Genomic DNA, 20572 nt, shown 5'->3' with positions numbered 1-20572 from the left:
TCGCGGGGGAGTCTGAGCGCTAGACGTTTTTGCGTTCGATAGTCTGTTCACCCCAAAAGAGCGAATCTTTGTCTGTTTTCTTAAAGGCTTTGATGAGCACCTCGTCGCTACCTTCTTCCCAAATTTTTTCCGCCAGTTTCTCGTCATAATGCGCGACTTCAAAAATGGCTTCGGCTATTTCCGGCGATGTATTGCGCAGACTTGCCCATTCGCCGACGCGATGGGCTTTCGCTTCTTGAGTTGGCATTCGAATCCTCCTGTTGAAGATTAGCCGTTGAGTTTTACTGCCAGACCTGCGACATATTCACCCTGATAGCGGGCGATAGATAATTCTTCCTGACTTGGCTGGCGTGAGCCGTCGCCTCCGGCGATGGTGGTTGCGCCGTAAGGGGTACCGCCGCGAACTTGAGAAACATCAAACAGCTCTTGCGCCGCGTAACCGATAGGCACAATCACCATCCCATGGTGAGCAAGCGTAGTCCAGGTTGATGTAATGGTTTGTTCCTGACCGCCGCCGGTTCCTGTCGAGCTGAATACGCTGGCGAGTTTGCCGTACAGGCCGCCTGAAGCCCACAGCCCGCCAGTCTGGTCTAGGAAGGTGCGCATCTGACCGGACATATTGCCAAAGCGTGTGGGGGTACCAAAAATAATGGCATCGTAATCTGCCAGTTCTTGCGGGGTTGCGACTGGTGCGTTTTGTGTTTTGCCGCCAGCTTTGAGGAAAATCTCCGGCTGCATGGTCTCTGGTACGCGCTTAATAATCACTTCCGCGCCATCTACCTTATTTGCGCCTTCTGCGACTGCATGGGCCATAGTTTCAATGTGTCCGTACATGGAATAATAAAGCACCAGAACTTTTGCCATTTTACACTACTCCTCGAGTTAACCGTGTCCGTAGCGACTCGCTACCTACCTTTAAAGATATGACGTACTGTCAGGAGTGCAAATTTCACAATCACTTCTTTGATTTATAACAATTTTTATAACAACTTCTCTTGTTGCAAAATGATACATATTTAACCGGGTGGAATTTGGTAGTCATAAGAAAGACTTATTGATTTCTCGCTGTGATTATTTCTCTATCACCGCCAATCCTGTTGCAGGATATTACAGTTAGCGGCTGCTCAGGCCACGCTTCACTATGCTTAATCCCACGCAGTTATTTTCAGGGTATCGCCCGTAACGCTGCGTGAGGTATCACTCCTCAGTACCTATGCAATATGATGTCTAATCAATGACGGAGGTCAGTAATGGCAAACCATCGAGGCGGTTCCGGCAACTTTGCGGAAGATCGCGAAAGAGCATCAGAAGCAGGTCGAAAAGGTGGCCAGCACAGCGGGGGCAACTTTAAGAATGACCCGCAACGCGCTTCAGAGGCAGGCAAAAAAGGGGGCAAAAATAGCCACGGCAACAACAAATCGTAATTGCCGGGCTAGCTGTCAGATATGCCGTGACGGCTGAGGATCAGAGTCAGACGTTACGTAGCCACCCACCGCCGCCGGTTTCTTCCGGCGGTTTTTTTGTCTGCAAGGTTGAACTGTAACAAAACGCAACGCAGACTAACGACATTCAGTTAATCGGGTGTCTCATGTCATTACTTTCTCGTTATTCCTTCTCTGTTAAACCTCAGGAAGCGATCCTCATTGTGATCACTATGTTCTGGGGTGGCACGTTTTTGGCAGTGCAATATGCCGTTACCCTGAGTGGACCTTTTTTCTTTGTCGGCGTGCGTTTTGCCACCGCTGCGCTGGCGGTCGCGCTTTTGTCACTACGCACATTGCATAAACTGACGTGGCTGGAAGTCAAAGCAGGCGTTGCGATCGGTATCGCAATTGCGTTGGGCTATAGTCTGCAAACCTGGGGGCTACAGTTTATTCCCAGCAGTAAATCGGCGTTTATTACCGCGATGTATGTGCCGTTGGTCCCGCTTTTACAATGGCTGTGTCTGGGGCGTATGCCCGGCCTGATGCCGTGTGTCGGCATTGTGTTGGCCTTTATCGGGTTGATTTTTCTCGCCGGACCAGGAGGCAATTTGCTGGCTTTAGGTGAAGGAGAGTGGATCACACTCGCCGGCGCGGTGGCGATTGCGGCAGAAATTATCCTGATTAGCGCGTGGGCGGGAAAAGTGGATGTGCGGCGGGTAACGGTGGTACAACTGGCAACCGCTTCGATAGTGGCATTTATTGCCATGGCCCCAGCAGGAGAGTCCGTGCCGCCGATGTCTACGGGATTGCTGGCGGTGGCGCTGGGGTTGGGGATTTTCAGTGCGATTATTCAGGTCACCATGAACTGGGCACAGCGCAGCGTTTCGCCGACGCGCGCGACGGTCATTTATACCGGTGAGCCGGTGTGGGCGGGGATCTTTGGTCGCCTGGCGGGGGAACGCTTACCGCTACTGGCTTTGCTCGGCGCAGCATTCATTATTGTTGGCGTGCTGGTCAGCGAACTGAAGTTCAAAAAGAAAAAAGGGGTAGTGCAAGAGGCACCGCCGGAGTCGCTTTAATTTAACCATTCACCGCGTGATTTGGTATGCTGACGCCCTCACAAGAAGGAGAGGGCGCATGGTCCAACGCGCAGAGAAAAAAACAGGTAAGCGCTCGCAGGCCGTCAGTGCAAAACGCCAGGCCATATTAACCGCGGCATTAAATATCTTCTCCCAATATGGGATCCACGGCACGCGTCTCGAACAGGTCGCTGAGCAGGCGGGTGTGTCAAAAACGAATCTGCTTTATTACTACCCGTCAAAAGAGGTGCTCTATATTGCCGTTTTGCGGCAAATCCTCGACGTCTGGCTGGCTCCGTTGAAGGCTTTTCGCGAAGACTTTGCGCCGCTGGTGGCCATTAAAGAATACATTCGCCTTAAGCTGGAAGTGTCGCGCGATTACCCTCAGGCTTCACGACTGTTTTGTATGGAGATGCTGGCAGGTGCGCCTTTATTGATGGCTGAATTAACGGGCGATCTCAAAACGCTAATTGATGAGAAATCGGCGCTGATTGCCGGTTGGATCAAAAGTGGGAAACTGGCTCCGGTCGATCCGCATCATCTGATTTTTATGATTTGGGCTTCAACCCAGCACTACGCCGACTTTGCCCCACAGGTAGAGGCGGTAACGGGCGCAACGCTGCGTGATGAAGCCTTTTTTAACCAAACGGTGGAGAGCGTGCAGCGGATGATTATTGAAGGGATCCGCGTGCGTTAACTGGCAGGCGGTAACGGACAGCTTAAATCGCCCTCTTCGCACTGTAAGAGTGAGGCGAGAAACGCTTCACGCTCGTTGGTTTTATCCGTCAGGCACTGGCTGGAAATCATCGCCTGGACGCTACCGCCTTCGGTGCCGGAACTGATTAACGCGCAGTCCGCATCGCGCAGGGTTATCCACGAGATTTGCGCTTTTTTCAGTAAATCGCGCTGGGTCGGGGCGGCGCGCTTAAGCGCATTCTGATAAGTGTCATTAAGTTTGGTGTCGGCCGCCTTAAACTGCTCTGCCGCACAGGTGTTCATCTCAATCTGAGTGTTCGCGTTGGCGCAGTCATCCGCCAGCGCCTGGCCGCTCAACAGCAGCGCTGCACATGTCAGTACGATTCGTTTCATGCTTCCCTCTGGCTCCATAAAAAAAGGCCCCGTTACCGGAGCCTTAATTAACCACAACCTTAGCCGATTGTCATCAGGCTGGCGTTCCCCCCGGCAGCGGCGGTATTGACGCTCAGGGAGCGTTCAATGTACAGCCTCTCCAGCAGAATATTGCTTTCGCCACGGGCAAAACCCTGGACTGATACAATCACCCCTTCGCGGGCAGCTACCGCTTCGCACAGTGAACGCAGTTGGTCGGAATCGCCGTGGAAAATAACGGCATCAAACGGCTGCGTAGTGATGTTGTCCGCTTTGGCAAACTGAATGCGCCCGGAGACGGCGGCTGGCAGACGTTTTGCCAGCTCACGATGGAACGCATCATCTGGCCACAGGATTAAGCTACCAACGGAAGCCACAGCGGCAACCTGTACCAGCGCGTCCTGTTCATCATCGGCGATACACAGTACGCGTTCACGCGGCAACAGCGTCCAGGTATTGCGCTCGCCAGTGGGTCCTGGCAGCAGACGCTGAGTACCGGCCTGCGCCAGTTCGCCAAACTGCTGGCAGAGCGCCTGCAGCGAGGGTCGATCGGTTGCCCATTCGCTGAGCGCTTCCAGCGGCTGAACGAGTGCAGCTTTAAGCTGCGCATCGACCGGGTAGTCGGCATCCTGACGGGCCAGCGTAATGCCTAATGCATTTTCTGGGCGGTTAGCCAGCAGGCGATACAGATACAGCGGTCCACCTGCTTTTGGCCCGGTACCAGACAAGCCTTCGCCACCGAATGGCTGCACGCCGACGACGGCGCCGACCATATTGCGGTTAACGTACAGGTTCCCCACGTGTGCCGATCCTGTGACCTGGGCGATGGTTTCATCGATACGGGTGTGTACGCCCAGCGTCAGGCCGTAGCCGGAGGCATTAATTTGCTCAATCAGGTTGCCCAGATTGTTACGGGTGTAGCGCACGACGTGCAGTACCGGACCAAACACTTCTTTTTGTAATTCGTCGAAGCTTTCCAGCTCGATCAGCGTCGGAGCAATAAAGGTACCGGTTTGCCATTCACGCGCATCGTCGCTGTTTTCGCGCACGGCCTGAAACACCGGACGTCCTTTGGCGCGCATGGCCTGAATATGGCGTTCAATATTGGTTTTGGCTTCTTCATCAATTACCGGCCCAATATCGGTGGTCAGGCGACCTGGATTACCCATGCGACATTCCGCCATCGCGCCGCGCAGCATTTTCAGCGTATGGTCGGCTACATCATCCTGCAGACACAGGACGCGCAGCGCGGAGCAGCGCTGTCCGGCGCTGTCAAACGCTGAAGCCAGAACGTCGACCACGACCTGTTCCGTCAACGCGGAGGAGTCGACAATCATTGCGTTCATCCCACCGGTTTCGGCGATAAGCGGGATTGGACGCCCCTGAGCATCAAGGCGGGTGGCAATATTGCGTTGCAACAGCGTGGCGACTTCCGTTGAGCCGGTAAACATGACGCCGCGTACGCGCTCATCGGAAGTGAGCTGCGCCCCGACGGTTTCACCCTGACCAGGCAACAGTTGCACCACGCCCGGCGGTACACCCGCTTCGAGCAAAATAGCGATGCCCTGGGCGGCAATTAACGGGGTTTGTTCCGCCGGTTTCGCCAGCACGCTGTTACCCGCCGCCAGCGCGGCGGCAATCTGCCCGGTGAAAATGGCCAGCGGGAAGTTCCATGGGCTGATACAAACCACGGGTCCTAACGGTCGATGGGTTTCATTATCGAAATCATCGCGAACCTGACCGGCATAATAATGCAGGAAGTCTACCGCTTCGCGCACTTCCGCAATGGCGTTGCTGAAGGTTTTACCCGCTTCGCGTACCAGGATGCCAATCAGCTGCTGCATCTGACCTTCCATCAGAACGGCGGCACGATGCAAAATGGCGGCGCGCTCTTGTGGCGGTGTGGCGAACCAGATCGGCGCGTTATTCGCTGCGTTCTGTAACGCCTGTTCTACTTCAGCGTGAGTCGCCTCACGCACGTAACCGACAATGTCTTTCGGCTCGGCCGGGTTAACGACTGGCGTCATTTCGCCGTCAGCAACCGGGTGCTCCAGAATGGGTTTAGCGTGCCATTTTTGTAGCGCGCTGTTGAGCAGGGCAGAGGACAGCGAGGCCAGACGATGTTCGTTAGCTAAATCCAGCCCGCCTGAGTTTTCGCGGCCTTTACCGTACAGGTCACGCGGCAGGGCAATCTTCGGATGCGGCAGACCGGCCTGACCTTCTTGCTGCGCCAGTTTTTCAACAGCCTCGACCGGATCGGCAACCAGTTCATCCAGCGGCAGTGTCGTGTCGGCAATGCGGTTGACGAACGAGGTGTTGGCGCCGTTTTCCAGCAGACGACGCACCAGGTACGCCAGCAGCGTTTCGTGCGTGCCGACCGGTGCATAAATGCGGCATGGACGATTCAGTTTGCCATCCGCAACTTTGCCGGTGACCTGCTCATACAGCGGTTCGCCCATGCCGTGAAGGCACTGGAACTCGTACTGACCCGGATAGTAGTTTTGACCGGCTAACTGATAAATCGCCGCCAGCGTATGGGCGTTGTGGGTGGCGAACTGCGGGTAGATCAGATTCGGTACGGCAAGCAGTTTTTTCGCACAGGCCAGGTAAGACACGTCGGTGTACACCTTACGGGTGTAGACCGGATAACCTTCCAGACCGTCCATCTGGGCACGTTTAATTTCGCTATCCCAGTAGGCGCCCTTAACCAGACGGATCATCAGGCGGCGGCGGCTGCGCGTGGCGAGGTCAATCAGGTAGTCGATAACATACGGGCAGCGCTTCTGGTAGGCCTGGATAACAAAACCGATCCCGTTCCAGCCTGCCAGTTCGGGTTCAAAGCACAGTTTTTCCAGCAGATCGAGGGAGATCTCCAGTCGGTCAGCCTCTTCGGCGTCGATATTAATGCCGATGTCGTACTGACGTGCCAGCAGAGTAAGCGATTTCAGACGAGGATAGAGTTCATCCATCACGCGATCGTACTGCGCACGGCTGTAACGCGGATGCAGTGCCGACAGCTTGATAGAAATGCCTGGCCCTTCGTAGATACCGCGCCCGTTAGAGGCTTTACCAATGGCGTGGATCGCCTGCTGGTATGAAACCATATAAGCCTGTGCATCGGCGGCGGTCAGGGCCGCTTCGCCCAGCATGTCATAGGAGTAACGGAAGCCTTTTTCTTCCAGTTTACGCGCGTTAGCCAGCGCTTCAGCGATGGTCTCCCCGGTGACAAACTGCTCGCCCATCAAGCGCATGGCCATGTCGACGCCTTTACGCACTAGCGGCTCACCGCTCTTGCCGATAATACGGTTGAGTGAGCGTGAGAGGCTGGCTTCGTTATGCGTAGAAACCAGACGACCGGTAAACAACAGCCCCCAGGTCGCCGCGTTGACGAACAGGGATGGGCTGCGGCCAATGTGCGACTGCCAGTTACCGTTGCTGATCTTGTCGCGGATTAACGCATCGCGGGTCGCTTTATCTGGAATACGCAGCAAGGCTTCGGCCAGACACATCAGCGCGACGCCTTCCTGCGAAGAAAGGGAGAATTCCTGCAATAAACCTTGTACCATCCCGGCGCGACCGCTGGCGGTCTTCTGGTTACGTAGTTTGTCTGCCAGATCGTATGCCAGCTTATGCGCCTGCTCGGCGATAGGCTGCGGCAGACGAGCCTGCTCCATTAGCATCGGTACGGCGTCGGTTTCGGCGCGGCGGTAAGCGGCGGTGATTGCCGCGCGGGAAACTGACTGCGGCAGGATCTGTTCAGCAAATTCCAGGAAAGGCTGATGCGCTTCATTTTGCAACGTGGTCGACTCATCGCCCTCATTCGCAGCACCCGCCAGCAGGGCCGGTAGTTCAGGAAGCGCGTCGTCATTTTCCAGTCTTTCGAGATAATTAAAAATGGCTTGTTTGATCAGCCAATGTGGCGTGCGATCGATTCGTGATGCTGCTGTTTTAATACGCTCGCGAGTGGCGTCATCCAGCTTAACCCCCATCGTGGTGGTTCCCATGCCGTTTACTCCTGTTGTACTGAAATACGGGTCTGATAGTTACCGAGAAATATCCACTATGTTGCAACTTTGTGCAACCGTGTTAAATGTGACTTGGTTTGCAAGCTTGGAAATGAATGAAATGTTAATAAACGTGAGTGTTTTGACGGGGACTATAAAAGTTGCCGAATCTTTTTCTCTGCGGTAGTTAACACTTTTAAAAGGTGCAACCGAAAAAAGTGTGAGAGAGTGCAACCTACAGAAAAATGCTGTCTACTCTGGATCAAATTTGATGTAAATGGTGTGTTAAATCGATTGTGAATGACCATCGCTTCCGGCAGGATACGGTCGCCATGGTAAACATAGATATCTTTGCCACGTTCCGGCAGGGTAATAAAACGGCAAGCCACGGCATTGCTGATACATAATTTTGGAGAGTTTTGATGGCTATTAGCACACCGATGTTAGTGACATTCTGTGTCTATATTTTCGGCATGATATTGATAGGGTTTATTGCATGGCGTTCAACCAAAAACTTTGACGATTACATTCTGGGTGGACGCAGTCTGGGTCCATTTGTGACCGCGTTATCCGCCGGGGCATCTGACATGAGCGGCTGGTTGCTGATGGGTCTGCCTGGCGCGATTTTCCTGTCGGGGATTTCAGAAAGCTGGATCGCTATTGGCCTTATTTTGGGCGCGTGGATCAACTGGAAACTGGTGGCCGGACGTTTACGCGTGCATACCGAATACAATAACAATGCGCTGACGTTACCGGATTATTTTACCGGTCGCTTTGAAGATAAAAGCCGAATTCTGCGTATTATCTCCGCGCTGGTTATTCTGCTGTTTTTCACCATCTATTGTGCTTCCGGTATTGTGGCAGGGGCGCGTCTGTTTGAAAGCACCTTTGGCATGAGTTACGAAACAGCGCTGTGGGCAGGGGCGGCCGCGACGATTATTTATACCTTTATCGGTGGTTTCCTGGCGGTAAGCTGGACCGATACCGTCCAGGCCAGCCTGATGATCTTCGCCCTGATCCTGACGCCGGTAATGGTAGTCATTGGCGTGGGTGGGTTTGACGATTCGCTGGAAGTGATTAAACAAAAGAGCATTGAGAACGTGGACATGTTCAAAGGGCTGAATTTTGTTGCCATTATTTCCCTGATGGGCTGGGGTCTGGGCTACTTCGGGCAGCCGCATATTCTGGCGCGCTTTATGGCGGCTGATTCTCACCATAGCATTGTTCATGCTCGCCGCATCAGTATGACCTGGATGATCCTGTGTCTGGCAGGTGCAGTTGCCGTTGGCTTCTTTGGTATCGCTTACTTTAACAACAACCCACAGCTTGCCGGTGCCGTTAACCAGAACGCCGAACGCGTGTTTATTGAACTGGCGCAAATCCTGTTCAACCCGTGGATTGCCGGTATTCTGCTGTCTGCGATCCTCGCTGCGGTGATGTCGACTCTGAGCTGCCAACTGCTGGTGTGCTCCAGCGCAATCACCGAAGACTTGTATAAAGCGTTCCTGCGTAAAAATGCCAGCCAGAAAGAGCTGGTATGGATTGGTCGCATCATGGTGCTGGTTGTGGCGCTGGTGTCTATCGCGCTGGCGGCGAACCCGGAGAACCGTGTGCTTGGTCTGGTAAGCTACGCCTGGGCCGGCTTTGGCGCGGCGTTTGGTCCGGTGGTCCTGTTCTCCGTAATGTGGTCGCGTATGACGCGTAACGGCGCGCTGGCGGGGATGCTCATCGGTGCGGTGACGGTAATCGTCTGGAAGCAGTTTGCCTGGTTGGGTCTGTATGAAATCATCCCGGGCTTTATTTTCGGCAGCATCGGTATTGTGGTCTTCAGCCTGTTGGGTAAAGCGCCTTCAGCCGCTATGCAGCAACGTTTTGCCGAGGCTGATGCGCATTATCACACAGCTCCGCCATCGCGTTTACAGGCAGAGTAATCCGCCTAGCTCCTTAAGCCCGCCGCGTGCGGGCTTTTTTATTTGTCCACGCTGCAAAACCGCCCTAATCGTTACCCGCCTAACTGTTTACATTAAGTCATCATTCTCAAAACATTCTGCTTGAGTTTTTCTTTACTGTAATGATAATCACTATCACTGTAATTTACTTTTCTTTTCATCAATTGACTGAGAATAACGTTTAAGGGTTCTTCGCATGTTTGTTCCATTTCTTATTATGTTGCGCGAAGGGTTAGAGGCCGCGCTGATAGTCAGCCTGATTGCCAGCTACCTGAAACGGACTCAGCGTGGTCGATGGATTGGTGTGATGTGGATTGGTGTTCTGCTGGCGGCGGCGTTATGTCTGGCGTTAGGCGTTTTCATCAATGAAACCACCGGTGAATTTCCGCAAAAGGAACAGGAGCTGTTTGAAGGCATCGTGGCGGTCATTGCCGTGGTGATCCTCACCTGGATGGTGTTCTGGATGCGTAAAGTTTCGCGCAACGTCAAAGTCCAGCTTGAACAGGCTGTCGATAACGCGTTGCAACGCGGCAATCATCACGGCTGGGCGCTGGTAATGATGGTCTTTTTTGCCGTTGCCCGTGAAGGGCTGGAATCGGTGTTCTTCCTGCTGGCGGCATTCCAGCAGGATGTAGGCATTTGGCCACCGTTAGGTGCGATGCTGGGGCTGGCCACCGCAGTAGTACTGGGTTACCTGATTTACCTCGGCGGCATTCGCCTCAACCTCGGGGCATTCTTCAAATGGACCAGCCTGTTCATTTTGCTGGTGGCCGCTGGTCTTGCCGCTGGGGCCATCCGCGCGTTCCACGAAGCCGGGTTATGGAATCATTTTCAGGATGTGGCGTTTGACATGAGCAGCGTGCTTTCAACGCATTCGCTGTTTGGCACATTGATGGAAGGTATTTTCGGCTATCAGGAAGCGCCGAGCGTCAGTGAAGTCGCCATTTGGTTTATCTACCTGATTCCGGCATTGATTATGTTTGCACTGCCGCCGCGTTCAGGCACTACGGCATCGCGTACCGCACCCTGATAAAAACGCGATGCAGAATACTCATTAGTTACAACATACTTATTTATAGGGATAGGTTATGACGTTTAATTTTCGCCGTAGTGCGCTGCAGTTGGGTATTGCCGCGCTGTTTGCCTCCGCTTTTTCTGCACAAGCCGCCGATATTCCGCAGGTGAAAGTCACGGTTAACGACAAACAGTGTGAGCCGATGACGATCACGGTTAACGCTGGGAAAACGCAGTTCATCATCCAGAACCACAGCCAGAAAGCGCTGGAGTGGGAGATCCTTAAAGGGGTTATGGTGGTTGAAGAACGTGAAAACATTGCGCCGGGCTTTAGCCAGAAAATGACAGCTAACCTGCAGCCTGGTGAATATGATATGACCTGCGGTCTGTTGACCAACCCGAAAGGTAAACTCATTGTAAAAGGTAGCGCAACGGCGGATGCCGCGCAGGGCGATGCTCTGCTGAGCCTAAGTGGCGCGATTACTGAATACAAAGCTTATGTGACAGCCGAAACTGCACAACTGGTTGCGGGCGCCAAAGCATTCACCGATGCGATTAAAGCTGGCGATCTGGAAAAAGCGAAATCGCTGTATGCGCCAACCCGTCAGCATTATGAGCGTATTGAACCGATTGCTGAACTGTTCTCCGATCTCGACGGTAGCATCGATGCGCGTGAAGATGATTATGAGCAAAAAGCCGCCGATCCTAAATTCACCGGCTTCCACCGCCTGGAGAAAGCGTTGTTCGGCGACAACACCACCAAAGGCATGGACAAGTATGCCGACCAATTAAACAGCGATGTTCTTGACCTGCAAACGCGTATTAGCGAACTGGCCTTCCCACCGTCAAAAGTGGTTGGCGGGGCAGCAGGACTGATTGAAGAAGTCGCTGCCAGCAAAATTAGCGGAGAAGAGGATCGCTACAGCCATACCGATCTGTGGGATTTCCAGGCCAATATCGATGGCGCGCAGAAAATCGTCGATCTCCTGCGCCCTCAGTTACAAAAATCCAATGCTGAGCTGTTGGCGAAGGTGGATGCGAACTTCAAAAAAGTCGATACCATTCTGAGCAAGTACCGTACCAAAGACGGTTTTGAAACCTATGACAAACTGACCGACGCCGATCGCAATGCGCTGAAAGGGCCAATCACGACGCTGGCGGAAGACTTGTCGCAATTACGCGGTGTTCTGGGTCTGGATTAAGCAAAATGCAGCAAGATAATGAAAACGGCGTGAGCGAACCTTCACGCCGACGTTTACTGAAAGGGATGGGCGCCCTGGGTGGGGCGCTGGCGCTGGCGGGTGGATGTCCGGTTGCCCACGCGCAAAAACCACAAAGCGCGCCGGGAACGCTGTCCCCTGATGCGCGTAGTGAAGTGCAGCCGTTTTATGGTCAGCATCAGGCAGGGATCCTGACGCCACAGCAGGCATCGATGATGCTGGTGGCGTTCGATGTTCTCGCCAGCGATAAGGCTGATCTGGAACGCTTGTTCCGCTTGCTGACCACCCGATTTGCGTTTCTGACCACGGGCGGGCCGGCGCCGGATACGCCGAACCCGCGTTTACCCCCTATGGATTCCGGTATCCTCGGCGCATACATTGCGCCAGACAACCTGACGATGACGTTGTCAGTCGGCGCCTCGCTATTTGATGAACGTTATGGCCTGATATCGCAGATGCCGAAAAAGCTGCAAAAAATGACCCGCTTCCCGAATGATTCGCTGGATGCGGCGCTGTGCCATGGTGATTTGCTGCTGCAGATTTGTGCCAACACGCAGGACACCGTTATCCATGCGCTGCGCGATATCATTAAACATACGCCCGATCTCCTTAGCGTGCGCTGGAAACGTGAAGGGTTTATTTCCGACCATGCCGCGCGCAGCAAAGGCAAAGAGACCCCGGTCAACTTGCTTGGCTTTAAGGACGGCACCGCGAATCCGGACGCGACGGATACGAAGTTGATGCAGGATGTGGTGTGGGTTACGGACGGACAGGGCGAACCTGTCTGGGCGCAAGGTGGTAGCTATCAGGCCGTCAGGCTCATTCAGTTTCGCGTCGAGTTCTGGGATCGTACGCCGCTGAAAGAGCAACAAACGATATTTGGTCGAGATAAACACACCGGCGCGCCGCTGGGTATGCAGCACGAGCACGATGTGCCTGACTATGCCAGCGATCCCGAAGGTGAGGTGATTGCGCTTGACAGTCATATCCGCCTGGCGAATCCGCGCACGAAAGAGACCGAGTCCAGCCTGATGATGCGCCGTGGCTACAGCTATTCGCTCGGTGTGACCCCATCCGGTCAACTGGATATGGGACTGTTGTTTGTCTGCTATCAACACGATCTGGAAAAAGGCTTTTTGGCTGTGCAGAAACGCCTCAACGGTGAAGCGCTGGAAGAGTATGTCAAACCAATTGGTGGGGGCTACTTCTTTGCTTTGCCGGGTGTCAAAACCGCAGATCAATATCTGGGACAGTCTCTCCTCGAAGCCTGATGATTACGCCCCGTTGTACAGCGGGGCTTTTCCTGACATCTGTATGAATGAACAAATTATTTTTTATGATCGGTACGAGACTGAAATAATTCTGTCATCTCTCTGCAAGAGACTGTCTCTGGTGATTAGACAGAATTTAAGTTAACAGTAAGTAAAAATATTGTTGCATTAACGAAGGATTATGATGTAATTATAAGAAACAGCGGTAGTTCCCGGCGGTGATAGTCGTTCACTATGGAGATCGCGATGGAAAAGTCCTGTATTGGACACATTTTTCACAGTAGCTGCCGTACGTTACGCGGACGTTTATCTTCCGGTAGCCACCTCGTCACCGCTAAATCTCTCTCCCTTTCACTTCTTATCTTCGTAACTGACACCTTGTACGGTGCGCGTAGCCGTGTGTGGCGTCTTATCCGAAAGCAAGCAATGGCTTACAAGGAAGCCAACCCTCAGATGTTCGTGCGCATAATCGTGCCGCCAACGGCGCGTGTGATGTATACCTACAACTCAAGGTGCTATCCATGGGAAGACAAAAAGCAGTGATCAAAGCTCGTCGTGAAGCAAAACGTGTGCTGAGGCGGGATTCGCGTAGCCATAAACAACGTGAAGATGAATCGGTCACCTCGCTTGTGCAGATGGGCGGCGTAGAAGCGATTGGTATGGCGCGTGATAGTCGCGACGCCACGCCAATCACGGCGCGGAATGAAGCTCAGGCCCAGTACCTGAATGCTATCGAGAGTAAACAGCTGATCTTCGCTACCGGTGAAGCCGGGTGTGGTAAAACCTGGATCAGCGCGGCAAAAGCAGCAGAGGCCCTGATCCACAAAGACGTGGACAGGATCATTGTAACCCGTCCAGTTCTGCAAGCTGATGAAGACCTCGGCTTCTTACCTGGAGATGTTTCCGAGAAGTTTGCGCCTTATTTTCGTCCAGTGTATGACGTGCTGGTGAAACGTCTGGGCGCCTCCTTCATGCAATATTGCCTGCGGCCTGAGATTGGTAAGGTGGAAATCGCGCCATTCGCCTATATGCGTGGACGCACATTTGAAAATGCAGTGGTCATTCTTGACGAGGCTCAGAATGTTACTGCAGCACAGATGAAGATGTTTTTGACTCGCCTCGGAGAGAATGTGACGGTGATTGTGAACGGGGATGTGACCCAGTGCGATCTACCCGCCCACGTTCGCTCAGGGCTAAGCGATGCGCTGGCCCGTTTCGAAGAAGATGATATGGTTGGGATTGTTCGTTTCAATAAAGACGATTGCGTCCGTTCGGCACTCTGTCAGCGGACGCTCAATGCTTACAACTGATAAGTACTCCGTCTTCAAGGCCCGGGAAACCGGGCTTTGTTATTTGACGTCAGCAGATTACTTTCTTTTGCTGCTCCAGTAGTTGGCGCAGGCCTGGTCAAACAACTGGTTATTTTCGTTTATTTTCTTTAGCGCTTGTGCCAGAAAGGTCAGTAGGTCATCCTTATAAATCCCACCTAACGTAGTTTCTTTTCGTAAGATCCCATTGCTGGTGTAGGTTTTTTTAATGGTGACGTTATGCCTGACGTTACAAATAACCGTTCGCTGATACTCTTCGTAGAATCGGCTGTCAGGATCGAAAAACGTATTTATTTCATTCGGTGTACGTTTGAGGATTTTTCGCGAGAAAACCTTCAACGGAATAAATCCTGCTTCGTCTGCCTGCGACATGAGCTCATCCAGCAAAGTTCCTTCTATGTTTAACATGCCGTTATTTTCCTGATTGCTTGAGAAAGCGGTTGTTACAGCATAAGAGTGGATTGGATAATGTGCAACGGGGCGGGGGATGATGCTTGATAGCGCGATGCTTATCAGACCTACAGGTTAACGCTATTCAGGACGGGTCACATGCGAAAAAGAGCCCGTACTTGCGTACGAGCTCTTTCTCGAATATGGCAGTGAGGGAGGCTGCCATGTTTACTTTCATTATCATTCGCGTTAATCATTATTATTTATATACAATGTGTTGTCATTATTATTTGTTCGTTGGCGTATTGCTATCTTTTCGTAAATCCATCATTTTATGCAGTACAGGATGCATTACAGAATAGTGGGGATTATGCCAAAGAAAGCCAGAGAACTGTCCGCCTTATAATGGAAAGCATAAAAATAATAAGTGTCTTTAAAATAAACGAAAAAGTACCTTTTATGACATGTATTGCAACCGATATGGAAGAAAGTGAAGGCGGAATAAATCTTATTCTGGAAAGTGGTGAAAGCATCTGCATTAAAGATTACAGTTATTACCTCCTTTCATTAATGCCCTTATCTGAATTCCTGTTTTGTTGTTTCGTCTTTAATTTTCTTACCTCATGATAAACATCACTTTTAAGTCAAATCATAGTTCGGTTAGTATTGCATCAACTAAACAGTATAAATGACAAGGAAAAGGGAATGGATCGTCAATACAACAATGAACTGACCCCCGGATATTTCGTCAGGTAACGTCTTTAAGGACAGGAGTACAGACTAATGGGAGCTATGGGGTTTTACCTGCGGGTAGGTGATCCGACTACCTGCGGGGGAAAGATACTGACCGGGGATGAAACGTTAAGCTGGTATGGTGTGGCAGGAGCACGGGAAGGTGACGCCGTGTCGTGTGGCAAGCATCCGGGAACGTATAGAATTCTGGGTGGAACATCTGATACATGGGACGAAGGCAGAAGGCTGGCAGGAACGCTGGACAGTGTCAGTTCCTGTCCGTGCCGGGCAAGGTTCATCCAGTCAATCCCGGATTGCTATATCAAGGATGATACGCCCGAAGAGCAGGCAGAAAAGGCGCGATTGCTCGCTCTTGTCACTCTGCGGGAAGAGCAGGAGCAGCAGAAAGCAGAGGAAAAACGACTGGCGGAAGAACGTGATCGTAATCGTGTCTTTGCTAAATCCTGCCTTCGTGGTGAAGGCTGTAATGATGCCGGGGAAGAGCAGGAACCTCATACTAATTTTGCTTCATTGGCATTTTATCAGTCTCTTCCTTCTGCCGATCCAGCATCCGATACTGATGTTCCCCAACATGCTCAGACCGCCAAGAAAAAGAAACCTGTAGATGATATACCGAAACCGAAAAAGCGAAGTGTCCTGTATAAATGGCTGAACGGTGATCACGAAGAAATCGAATATCAGCGGGCAACGGCTGCAGCGACAAGTGCTGCTAATGCTCAAATGGCTGTTGAAGGTGCCAGTATCCTTGGTCTGGTAGGTGGAAGTGCCATTACGTCAGGAACGTGGGCTGTTCGGGGGGCAACCCTTGGAGAAATAGCCGCTGCAGGTCCCGGTGCTTTCATCGCAGCTATTGTAGTGGGAATGATGCCCGGCAGGCTCAATGAGGGTGAACAGGACTTTATTGACCGGATGCGTCTGGAACAGATGCGTGAAGCGCCAAGCCGTGTGCGTTATACATGGGAACCGGATGATAAAGGAAATCCTGTCCCGCATGGCTGGCATACACCACCCGGTAAAGATATGGTGCGTGTGCGCAAAATGGCGTGGGACAGTAGCCGAAAAGCATATACATTTACTACAGAGGAAGATCCGCGTATAACAATCATTTGGACGCCAGATAGTTCAGGTGTCAGTGCCCCTTCAAATACAGGCAACCAGAACCCGGTAAGGATACCAAATCCGGTTGTTGTTGATCCGCTGCCGGAAGATACCCGTATTGAGGCTACAACCAGCCCTGCACCGGAAGAAAAGAATTTTGCAGATTATATTCTAATCCTGCCAATATCGGATATTCCACCGATCTATATTTACCTTAGTTCGACTCTTAAAGGTAAAGATGCAGAGCAAGCAGCTAAGAAGCTTGGTTATGATCGACGAGTTGCTCCGAATAAAGCTCCATTCAATTCTCATGGACAGCCTGCGTTTTTTAATGGAAAAGATTATATAACACCGGATGTCGATGGACATAATGTATCCGATGGATGGAAGAAGTTTAGTAAAAAGGGTGTCCGCTTAGGAACGTATGATAAAGACTTAAATAGAATAAAAGGATAACAAAATGTTTGGTATTTTTATAGAAGATAAAGCTATTAAGTCTGAGTTTAACGAAACAGTATTGCCAGCCTCAATTATTATCGGTGATTTTAAAGAAGGGATGCAGATTCCTGTCGGTTATTGGAGCGCTAAACAATATTATACTAGTTGGCTTTATTCTTTGAAGAAAGGTGTTAGTGAGAATAATAACACAACTTTGGTTGTCTCAATGTATTCACCAAAAGATGTAAGTTTTTTATTTTCATGGGTGCTGTATTTCAGAAAAGGAAAAGTTATTATTCAGAATAAAATGATATTTCTGGATGAAGTAAATGATTTTTCTACAGATAAATTGAATGAGTATGCCGCTGAGTATGAAGAATATTCAGATGGCGAAAAAGTATCTGAATGGTATACCACTATTGATGAGGTAAATGAATTTATTAATTATCTCGAAGGTAAAGTTTTATAATGTCAGCAGAGAACTGCTAAATACAAACAGCACAACAGATTTGTTGTGCTGTTTCATTTCTGGCTTCGCAAACGTTCCTCAAGTATGCAAGCAGTGGAAGGCCGTAGATCTTCTAAGTTGTCATTTAATTACATATTTTGGGATTTAACTTTTATAGCTTTCCATTTTATATATTTTATCTTCAAACAACATTTTCACCTTCCTTTTAGTGCTCCTTTTTGTAATGGTTTGGCGACTATCAAAACAGGATGTTTATTTTTATATTTATGCACATTAATAAATCAATAAAAAATTTAAAATTTTTATCAAATGACTAAAAGCCATATCAGATATTATGTTTTTATTTGGTGTTTTTATCTGAAAGAAAAACTGTTTTTTATAATCTACAGGTGTCCAGTGTTTTTGGTAATATAAATAATATAAGGTGTCTATATAGATTAATAAGAGGAGTAAAAATAGCAACGAAAAAATATGAAATAAAGACTATGACATTTTTTTGAAATCACATACAGATAAAGTGCTTTTAAGTCAAATTGCAGATCGATTAGTATTGCATCAACTAAACCATAGGAATGACAAGGAAAAGGGAATGGATCGTCAATACAACAATGAACTGACCCCCGGATATTTCGTCAGGTAACGTCTTTAAGGACAGGAGAACAGACTAATGGGAGCTATGGGGTTTTACCTGCGGGTAGGTGATCCGACTACCCGCGGGGGAAAGATACTGACCGGGGATGAAACGCTAAGCTGGTATGGTGTGGCGGGTGCGCGGGAAGGTGACGTCGTGTCGTGCGGCAAGCATCCGGGAATGTATAAAATTCTGGGTGGAACATCTGATACATGGGACGAAGGCAGAAGGCTGGCAGGAACGCTGGACAGTGTCAGTTCCTGTCCGTGCCGGGCAAGGTTCATCCAGTCAATCCCGGATTGCTATATCAAGGATGATACGCCCGAAGAGCAGGCAGAAAAGGCGCGATTGCTCGCTCTTGTCACTCTGCGGGAAGAGCAGGAGCAGCAGAAAGCAGAGGAAAAACGACTGGCGGAAGAACGTGATCGTAATCGTGTCTTTGCTAAATCCTGCCTTCGTGGTGAGGGCTGTAATGATGCCGGGGAAGAGCAGGAACCTCATACTAATTTTGCTTCATTGGCATTTTATCAGTCTCTTCCTTCTGCCGATCCAGCATCCGATACTGATGTTCCCCAACATGCTCAGACTGCCAAGAAAAAGAATCCTGTCGAAGATATACCAAAACCGAAGAAGCGGAGCGCCCTGTATAAATGGCTGAACGGTAATCACGAAGAAATTGAATACCAGCGAGCTACAGCAGCAGCCACAAGTGCTGCTAATGCTCAAATGGCTGTTGAAGGAGCCAGCGTCCTCGGTCTGATTGGTGGAAGTGCCATTACGTCAGGAACGTGGGCGGTAAAACTTGGTGAGATGGCAACCGGACTTGGAAGGATTGCAGCCAGCGGTCCCGGTGCTCCCATAGCCGCAGTCGTGATGGGAATGATGCCCGGAAGACTCAATGACGGCGAACAGGACTTTATTGACCGGATGCGTCTGGAACAGATGCGTGAAGCGCCAAGCCGTGTGCGTTATACATGGGAGCAGGACGATAAAGGTAATCTGATTCCTCATGGCTGGCATACACCACCCGGTAAAGATATGGTGCGTGTGCGCAAAATGGAGTGGGACAGCAGCCGAAAAGCGTATACGTTCACCACAGAGGAAGATCCGCATATTACCATCATCTGGACGCCCGACAGTTCAGGTGTCAATGTTCCTTCAAATACAGGCAACCAGAACCCGGTAAGGATACCTAATCCAGTTGTTGTTGATCCGCTGCCGAAAAATACCAGTATTGAGGCTACAACCACTCCGGCACCGGAAGAGAAGAATTTTGCGGATTATATTCTTGTTCTACCAATATCAGATATTCTACCTATTTATGTTTATTTGAGCCAAAGAAAAGGAATGCCAGATAAAGGCCATTCTTATCATCCAGCTCCAGAAACAGAAGAAATAACGGGTATTGCTGATCTGATTGAAGTTAAGGGTCGCACACCTAAACAAGGTGGAGGAGGAACACGAGAACGTTGGATGGACAAGAAGAAACGACGGGTTTATGAATGGGATTCGCAACATGGTGAATTGGAAGAATACCGAGCGAGTGATGGAGAGCACCTTGGCTCTTTGGATCATTTAACTGGCTCTAGATTAAAACCTGCCGTTAAGGGTAGGAATATTAAACGTTATTTGTGAGGTTGGCATGTCTTATAAAATACGATTACAGTGGTTCAACAAACAAACATCTGAGGGTGAAGGAAAGGAATTTTCAGGTGTTTTAGATAATAATGTTTATTTTTTGGATAAGATTGGTCTATCTAACGAACCTCAGATCTATGATGGTGTATATGACGTGGTAGTCGAATGGTTGCCATATATACAACCGTATTTTCAGCATCAAATAAATTTGCAGCGATATGATTATCAGCTAGCTTTTCGTCCAATTTGATTGAATTATTGCTCTATCGCTGTGGTAGAGCATATTTTTAACTTTAAATAATCTCCCATATAATATATTTCTTCGTTCCTTTATCTTCTGATTTTTGTTCACGAATAATCGTATAAGACTTCAGGTATTCGCATATCTGCCTCATAAATTAATTGGTTGTAAAGATCGATAGTTGTATTGTTGATAGTTTTTATCGATCGATGTCGATGAATTGATCGTAACGTTCCGGTGAACTCACATTGACAGCACTGATCGGTTCTGCATTTCACAGCCCGGCTCAGTTATTCAGGGGATTTTTCGCGAAGGGTAATAGTTCGTGCTGTCGCTCTTCCGGTAATGAAGGCAGACGTTTCAGCGCCGATTTCAGCCAGCCATACGGCTCCACGCCGTTCAGCCGCGCCGTCAGCCAGGCCCACAGCGCATCCAGTTGCGGTTTCGCATACCGTTGTCGCATAACCATCCGTGACCAGTATTCCGCTCCAGCTCGCCAGCCACGCTTCGGGATAACG

The 20572-nt window shown here is 50.4% G+C and carries 17 protein-coding genes; 11 read left to right on the top strand and 6 right to left on the bottom strand.

Features of this window, described 5'->3' with window-relative positions; translation table 11 throughout:
* Window positions 1-19: 19 nt before the first annotated feature.
* Complete coding sequence (locus HVZ39_RS15775) at window positions 20-247, bottom strand: YccJ family protein (protein ID WP_016152581.1); 228 nt, start codon at window positions 245-247, stop codon at window positions 20-22.
* A gap of 20 nt (window positions 248-267) precedes the next feature.
* On the bottom strand, window positions 268-864 hold the full coding sequence (gene wrbA, locus HVZ39_RS15770) for an NAD(P)H:quinone oxidoreductase (protein ID WP_003832057.1): 597 nt from the start codon (window positions 862-864) through the stop codon (window positions 268-270).
* Between the two features lie 386 nt (window positions 865-1250).
* Between wrbA and HVZ39_RS15765 the strand changes: the two genes are divergently transcribed.
* The 3 genes from HVZ39_RS15765 (at window position 1251) to rutR (ending at window position 3200) form a co-directional block, all read left to right on the top strand.
* Window positions 1251-1424: a general stress protein gene (locus HVZ39_RS15765; RefSeq protein ID WP_003036022.1), complete on the top strand. Its 174-nt coding sequence runs from the start codon at window positions 1251-1253 to the stop codon at window positions 1422-1424.
* A gap of 164 nt (window positions 1425-1588) precedes the next feature.
* Window positions 1589-2503 carry a DMT family transporter gene (locus HVZ39_RS15760; protein ID WP_181632662.1) on the top strand — a complete coding sequence of 305 codons (915 nt, stop codon included), beginning with the start codon at window positions 1589-1591 and terminating at the stop codon, window positions 2501-2503.
* 58 nt (window positions 2504-2561) lie between these two features.
* Window positions 2562-3200 carry an HTH-type transcriptional regulator RutR gene (gene rutR, locus HVZ39_RS15755; RefSeq protein ID WP_016152583.1) on the top strand — a complete coding sequence of 213 codons (639 nt, stop codon included), beginning with the start codon at window positions 2562-2564 and terminating at the stop codon, window positions 3198-3200.
* Here the strand turns inward: rutR and HVZ39_RS15750 are convergent.
* Together HVZ39_RS15750 and putA are read right to left on the bottom strand one after the other, a co-directional pair.
* The gene (locus tag HVZ39_RS15750; RefSeq protein ID WP_016152584.1) at window positions 3197-3592 is read right to left on the bottom strand and encodes a lysozyme inhibitor LprI family protein; all 396 of its coding nucleotides are present in this window, start codon (window positions 3590-3592) and stop codon (window positions 3197-3199) included. The two genes, rutR and HVZ39_RS15750, sit on opposite strands and share 4 nt — an antisense overlap.
* 59 nt (window positions 3593-3651) lie before the next feature.
* Window positions 3652-7614, bottom strand: coding sequence for a trifunctional transcriptional regulator/proline dehydrogenase/L-glutamate gamma-semialdehyde dehydrogenase (gene putA, locus HVZ39_RS15745; RefSeq protein WP_181632661.1), 3963 nt, complete (start codon window positions 7612-7614; stop codon window positions 3652-3654).
* A 422-nt stretch (window positions 7615-8036) separates the two neighbouring features.
* Here putA and putP point away from each other — a divergent pair, with 422 nt between their 5' ends.
* The 5 genes from putP to phoH all read left to right on the top strand — a co-directional run bounded on the left by putP (window position 8037) and on the right by phoH (window position 14378).
* Window positions 8037-9545: a sodium/proline symporter PutP gene (putP, locus tag HVZ39_RS15740; RefSeq protein ID WP_016152586.1), complete on the top strand. Its 1509-nt coding sequence runs from the start codon at window positions 8037-8039 to the stop codon at window positions 9543-9545.
* 214 nt (window positions 9546-9759) lie between these two features.
* Window positions 9760-10593: an iron uptake transporter permease EfeU gene (efeU, locus tag HVZ39_RS15735; RefSeq protein WP_019076441.1), complete on the top strand. Its 834-nt coding sequence runs from the start codon at window positions 9760-9762 to the stop codon at window positions 10591-10593.
* Window positions 10594-10651: 58 nt separating this feature from the next.
* The gene (gene efeO, locus HVZ39_RS15730; protein WP_181632660.1) at window positions 10652-11779 is read left to right on the top strand and encodes an iron uptake system protein EfeO; all 1128 of its coding nucleotides are present in this window, start codon (window positions 10652-10654) and stop codon (window positions 11777-11779) included.
* 5 nt (window positions 11780-11784) lie between these two features.
* Complete coding sequence (gene efeB / locus HVZ39_RS15725) at window positions 11785-13068, top strand: iron uptake transporter deferrochelatase/peroxidase subunit (protein WP_181632659.1); 1284 nt, start codon at window positions 11785-11787, stop codon at window positions 13066-13068.
* A 521-nt stretch (window positions 13069-13589) separates the two neighbouring features.
* On the top strand, window positions 13590-14378 hold the full coding sequence (gene phoH / locus HVZ39_RS15720) for a phosphate starvation-inducible protein PhoH (RefSeq protein WP_016152592.1): 789 nt from the start codon (window positions 13590-13592) through the stop codon (window positions 14376-14378).
* Between the two features lie 57 nt (window positions 14379-14435).
* Here phoH and HVZ39_RS15715 read toward each other — a convergent pair whose 3' ends face one another.
* Complete coding sequence (locus HVZ39_RS15715) at window positions 14436-14804, bottom strand: hypothetical protein (protein WP_181632658.1); 369 nt, start codon at window positions 14802-14804, stop codon at window positions 14436-14438.
* A gap of 765 nt (window positions 14805-15569) precedes the next feature.
* Between HVZ39_RS15715 and HVZ39_RS15710 the strand changes: the two genes are divergently transcribed.
* The 3 genes from HVZ39_RS15710 (at window position 15570) to HVZ39_RS15700 (ending at window position 19810) form a co-directional block, all read left to right on the top strand.
* Window positions 15570-17093: an S-type pyocin domain-containing protein gene (locus HVZ39_RS15710; protein WP_220137858.1), complete on the top strand. Its 1524-nt coding sequence runs from the start codon at window positions 15570-15572 to the stop codon at window positions 17091-17093.
* Window positions 17094-17097: 4 nt separating this feature from the next.
* Entirely contained in the window at window positions 17098-17544 is a 447-nt protein-coding gene (locus tag HVZ39_RS15705; RefSeq protein WP_181632657.1) for a hypothetical protein, read from the top strand.
* Between the two features lie 676 nt (window positions 17545-18220).
* On the top strand, window positions 18221-19810 hold the full coding sequence (locus HVZ39_RS15700; protein ID WP_249419357.1) for an S-type pyocin domain-containing protein: 1590 nt from the start codon (window positions 18221-18223) through the stop codon (window positions 19808-19810).
* A gap of 530 nt (window positions 19811-20340) precedes the next feature.
* Here the strand turns inward: HVZ39_RS15700 and HVZ39_RS26655 are convergent.
* Window positions 20341-20517 carry a transposase domain-containing protein gene (locus HVZ39_RS26655; protein ID WP_200084564.1) on the bottom strand — a complete coding sequence of 59 codons (177 nt, stop codon included), beginning with the start codon at window positions 20515-20517 and terminating at the stop codon, window positions 20341-20343.
* Window positions 20518-20572 lie beyond the last annotated feature (55 nt).

Source organism: Citrobacter sp. RHB35-C21 (genome assembly GCF_013816515.1).
Lineage (GTDB): Bacteria > Pseudomonadota > Gammaproteobacteria > Enterobacterales > Enterobacteriaceae > Citrobacter > Citrobacter braakii.
This window is presented reverse-complemented; position numbering and strand designations above follow the sequence as displayed.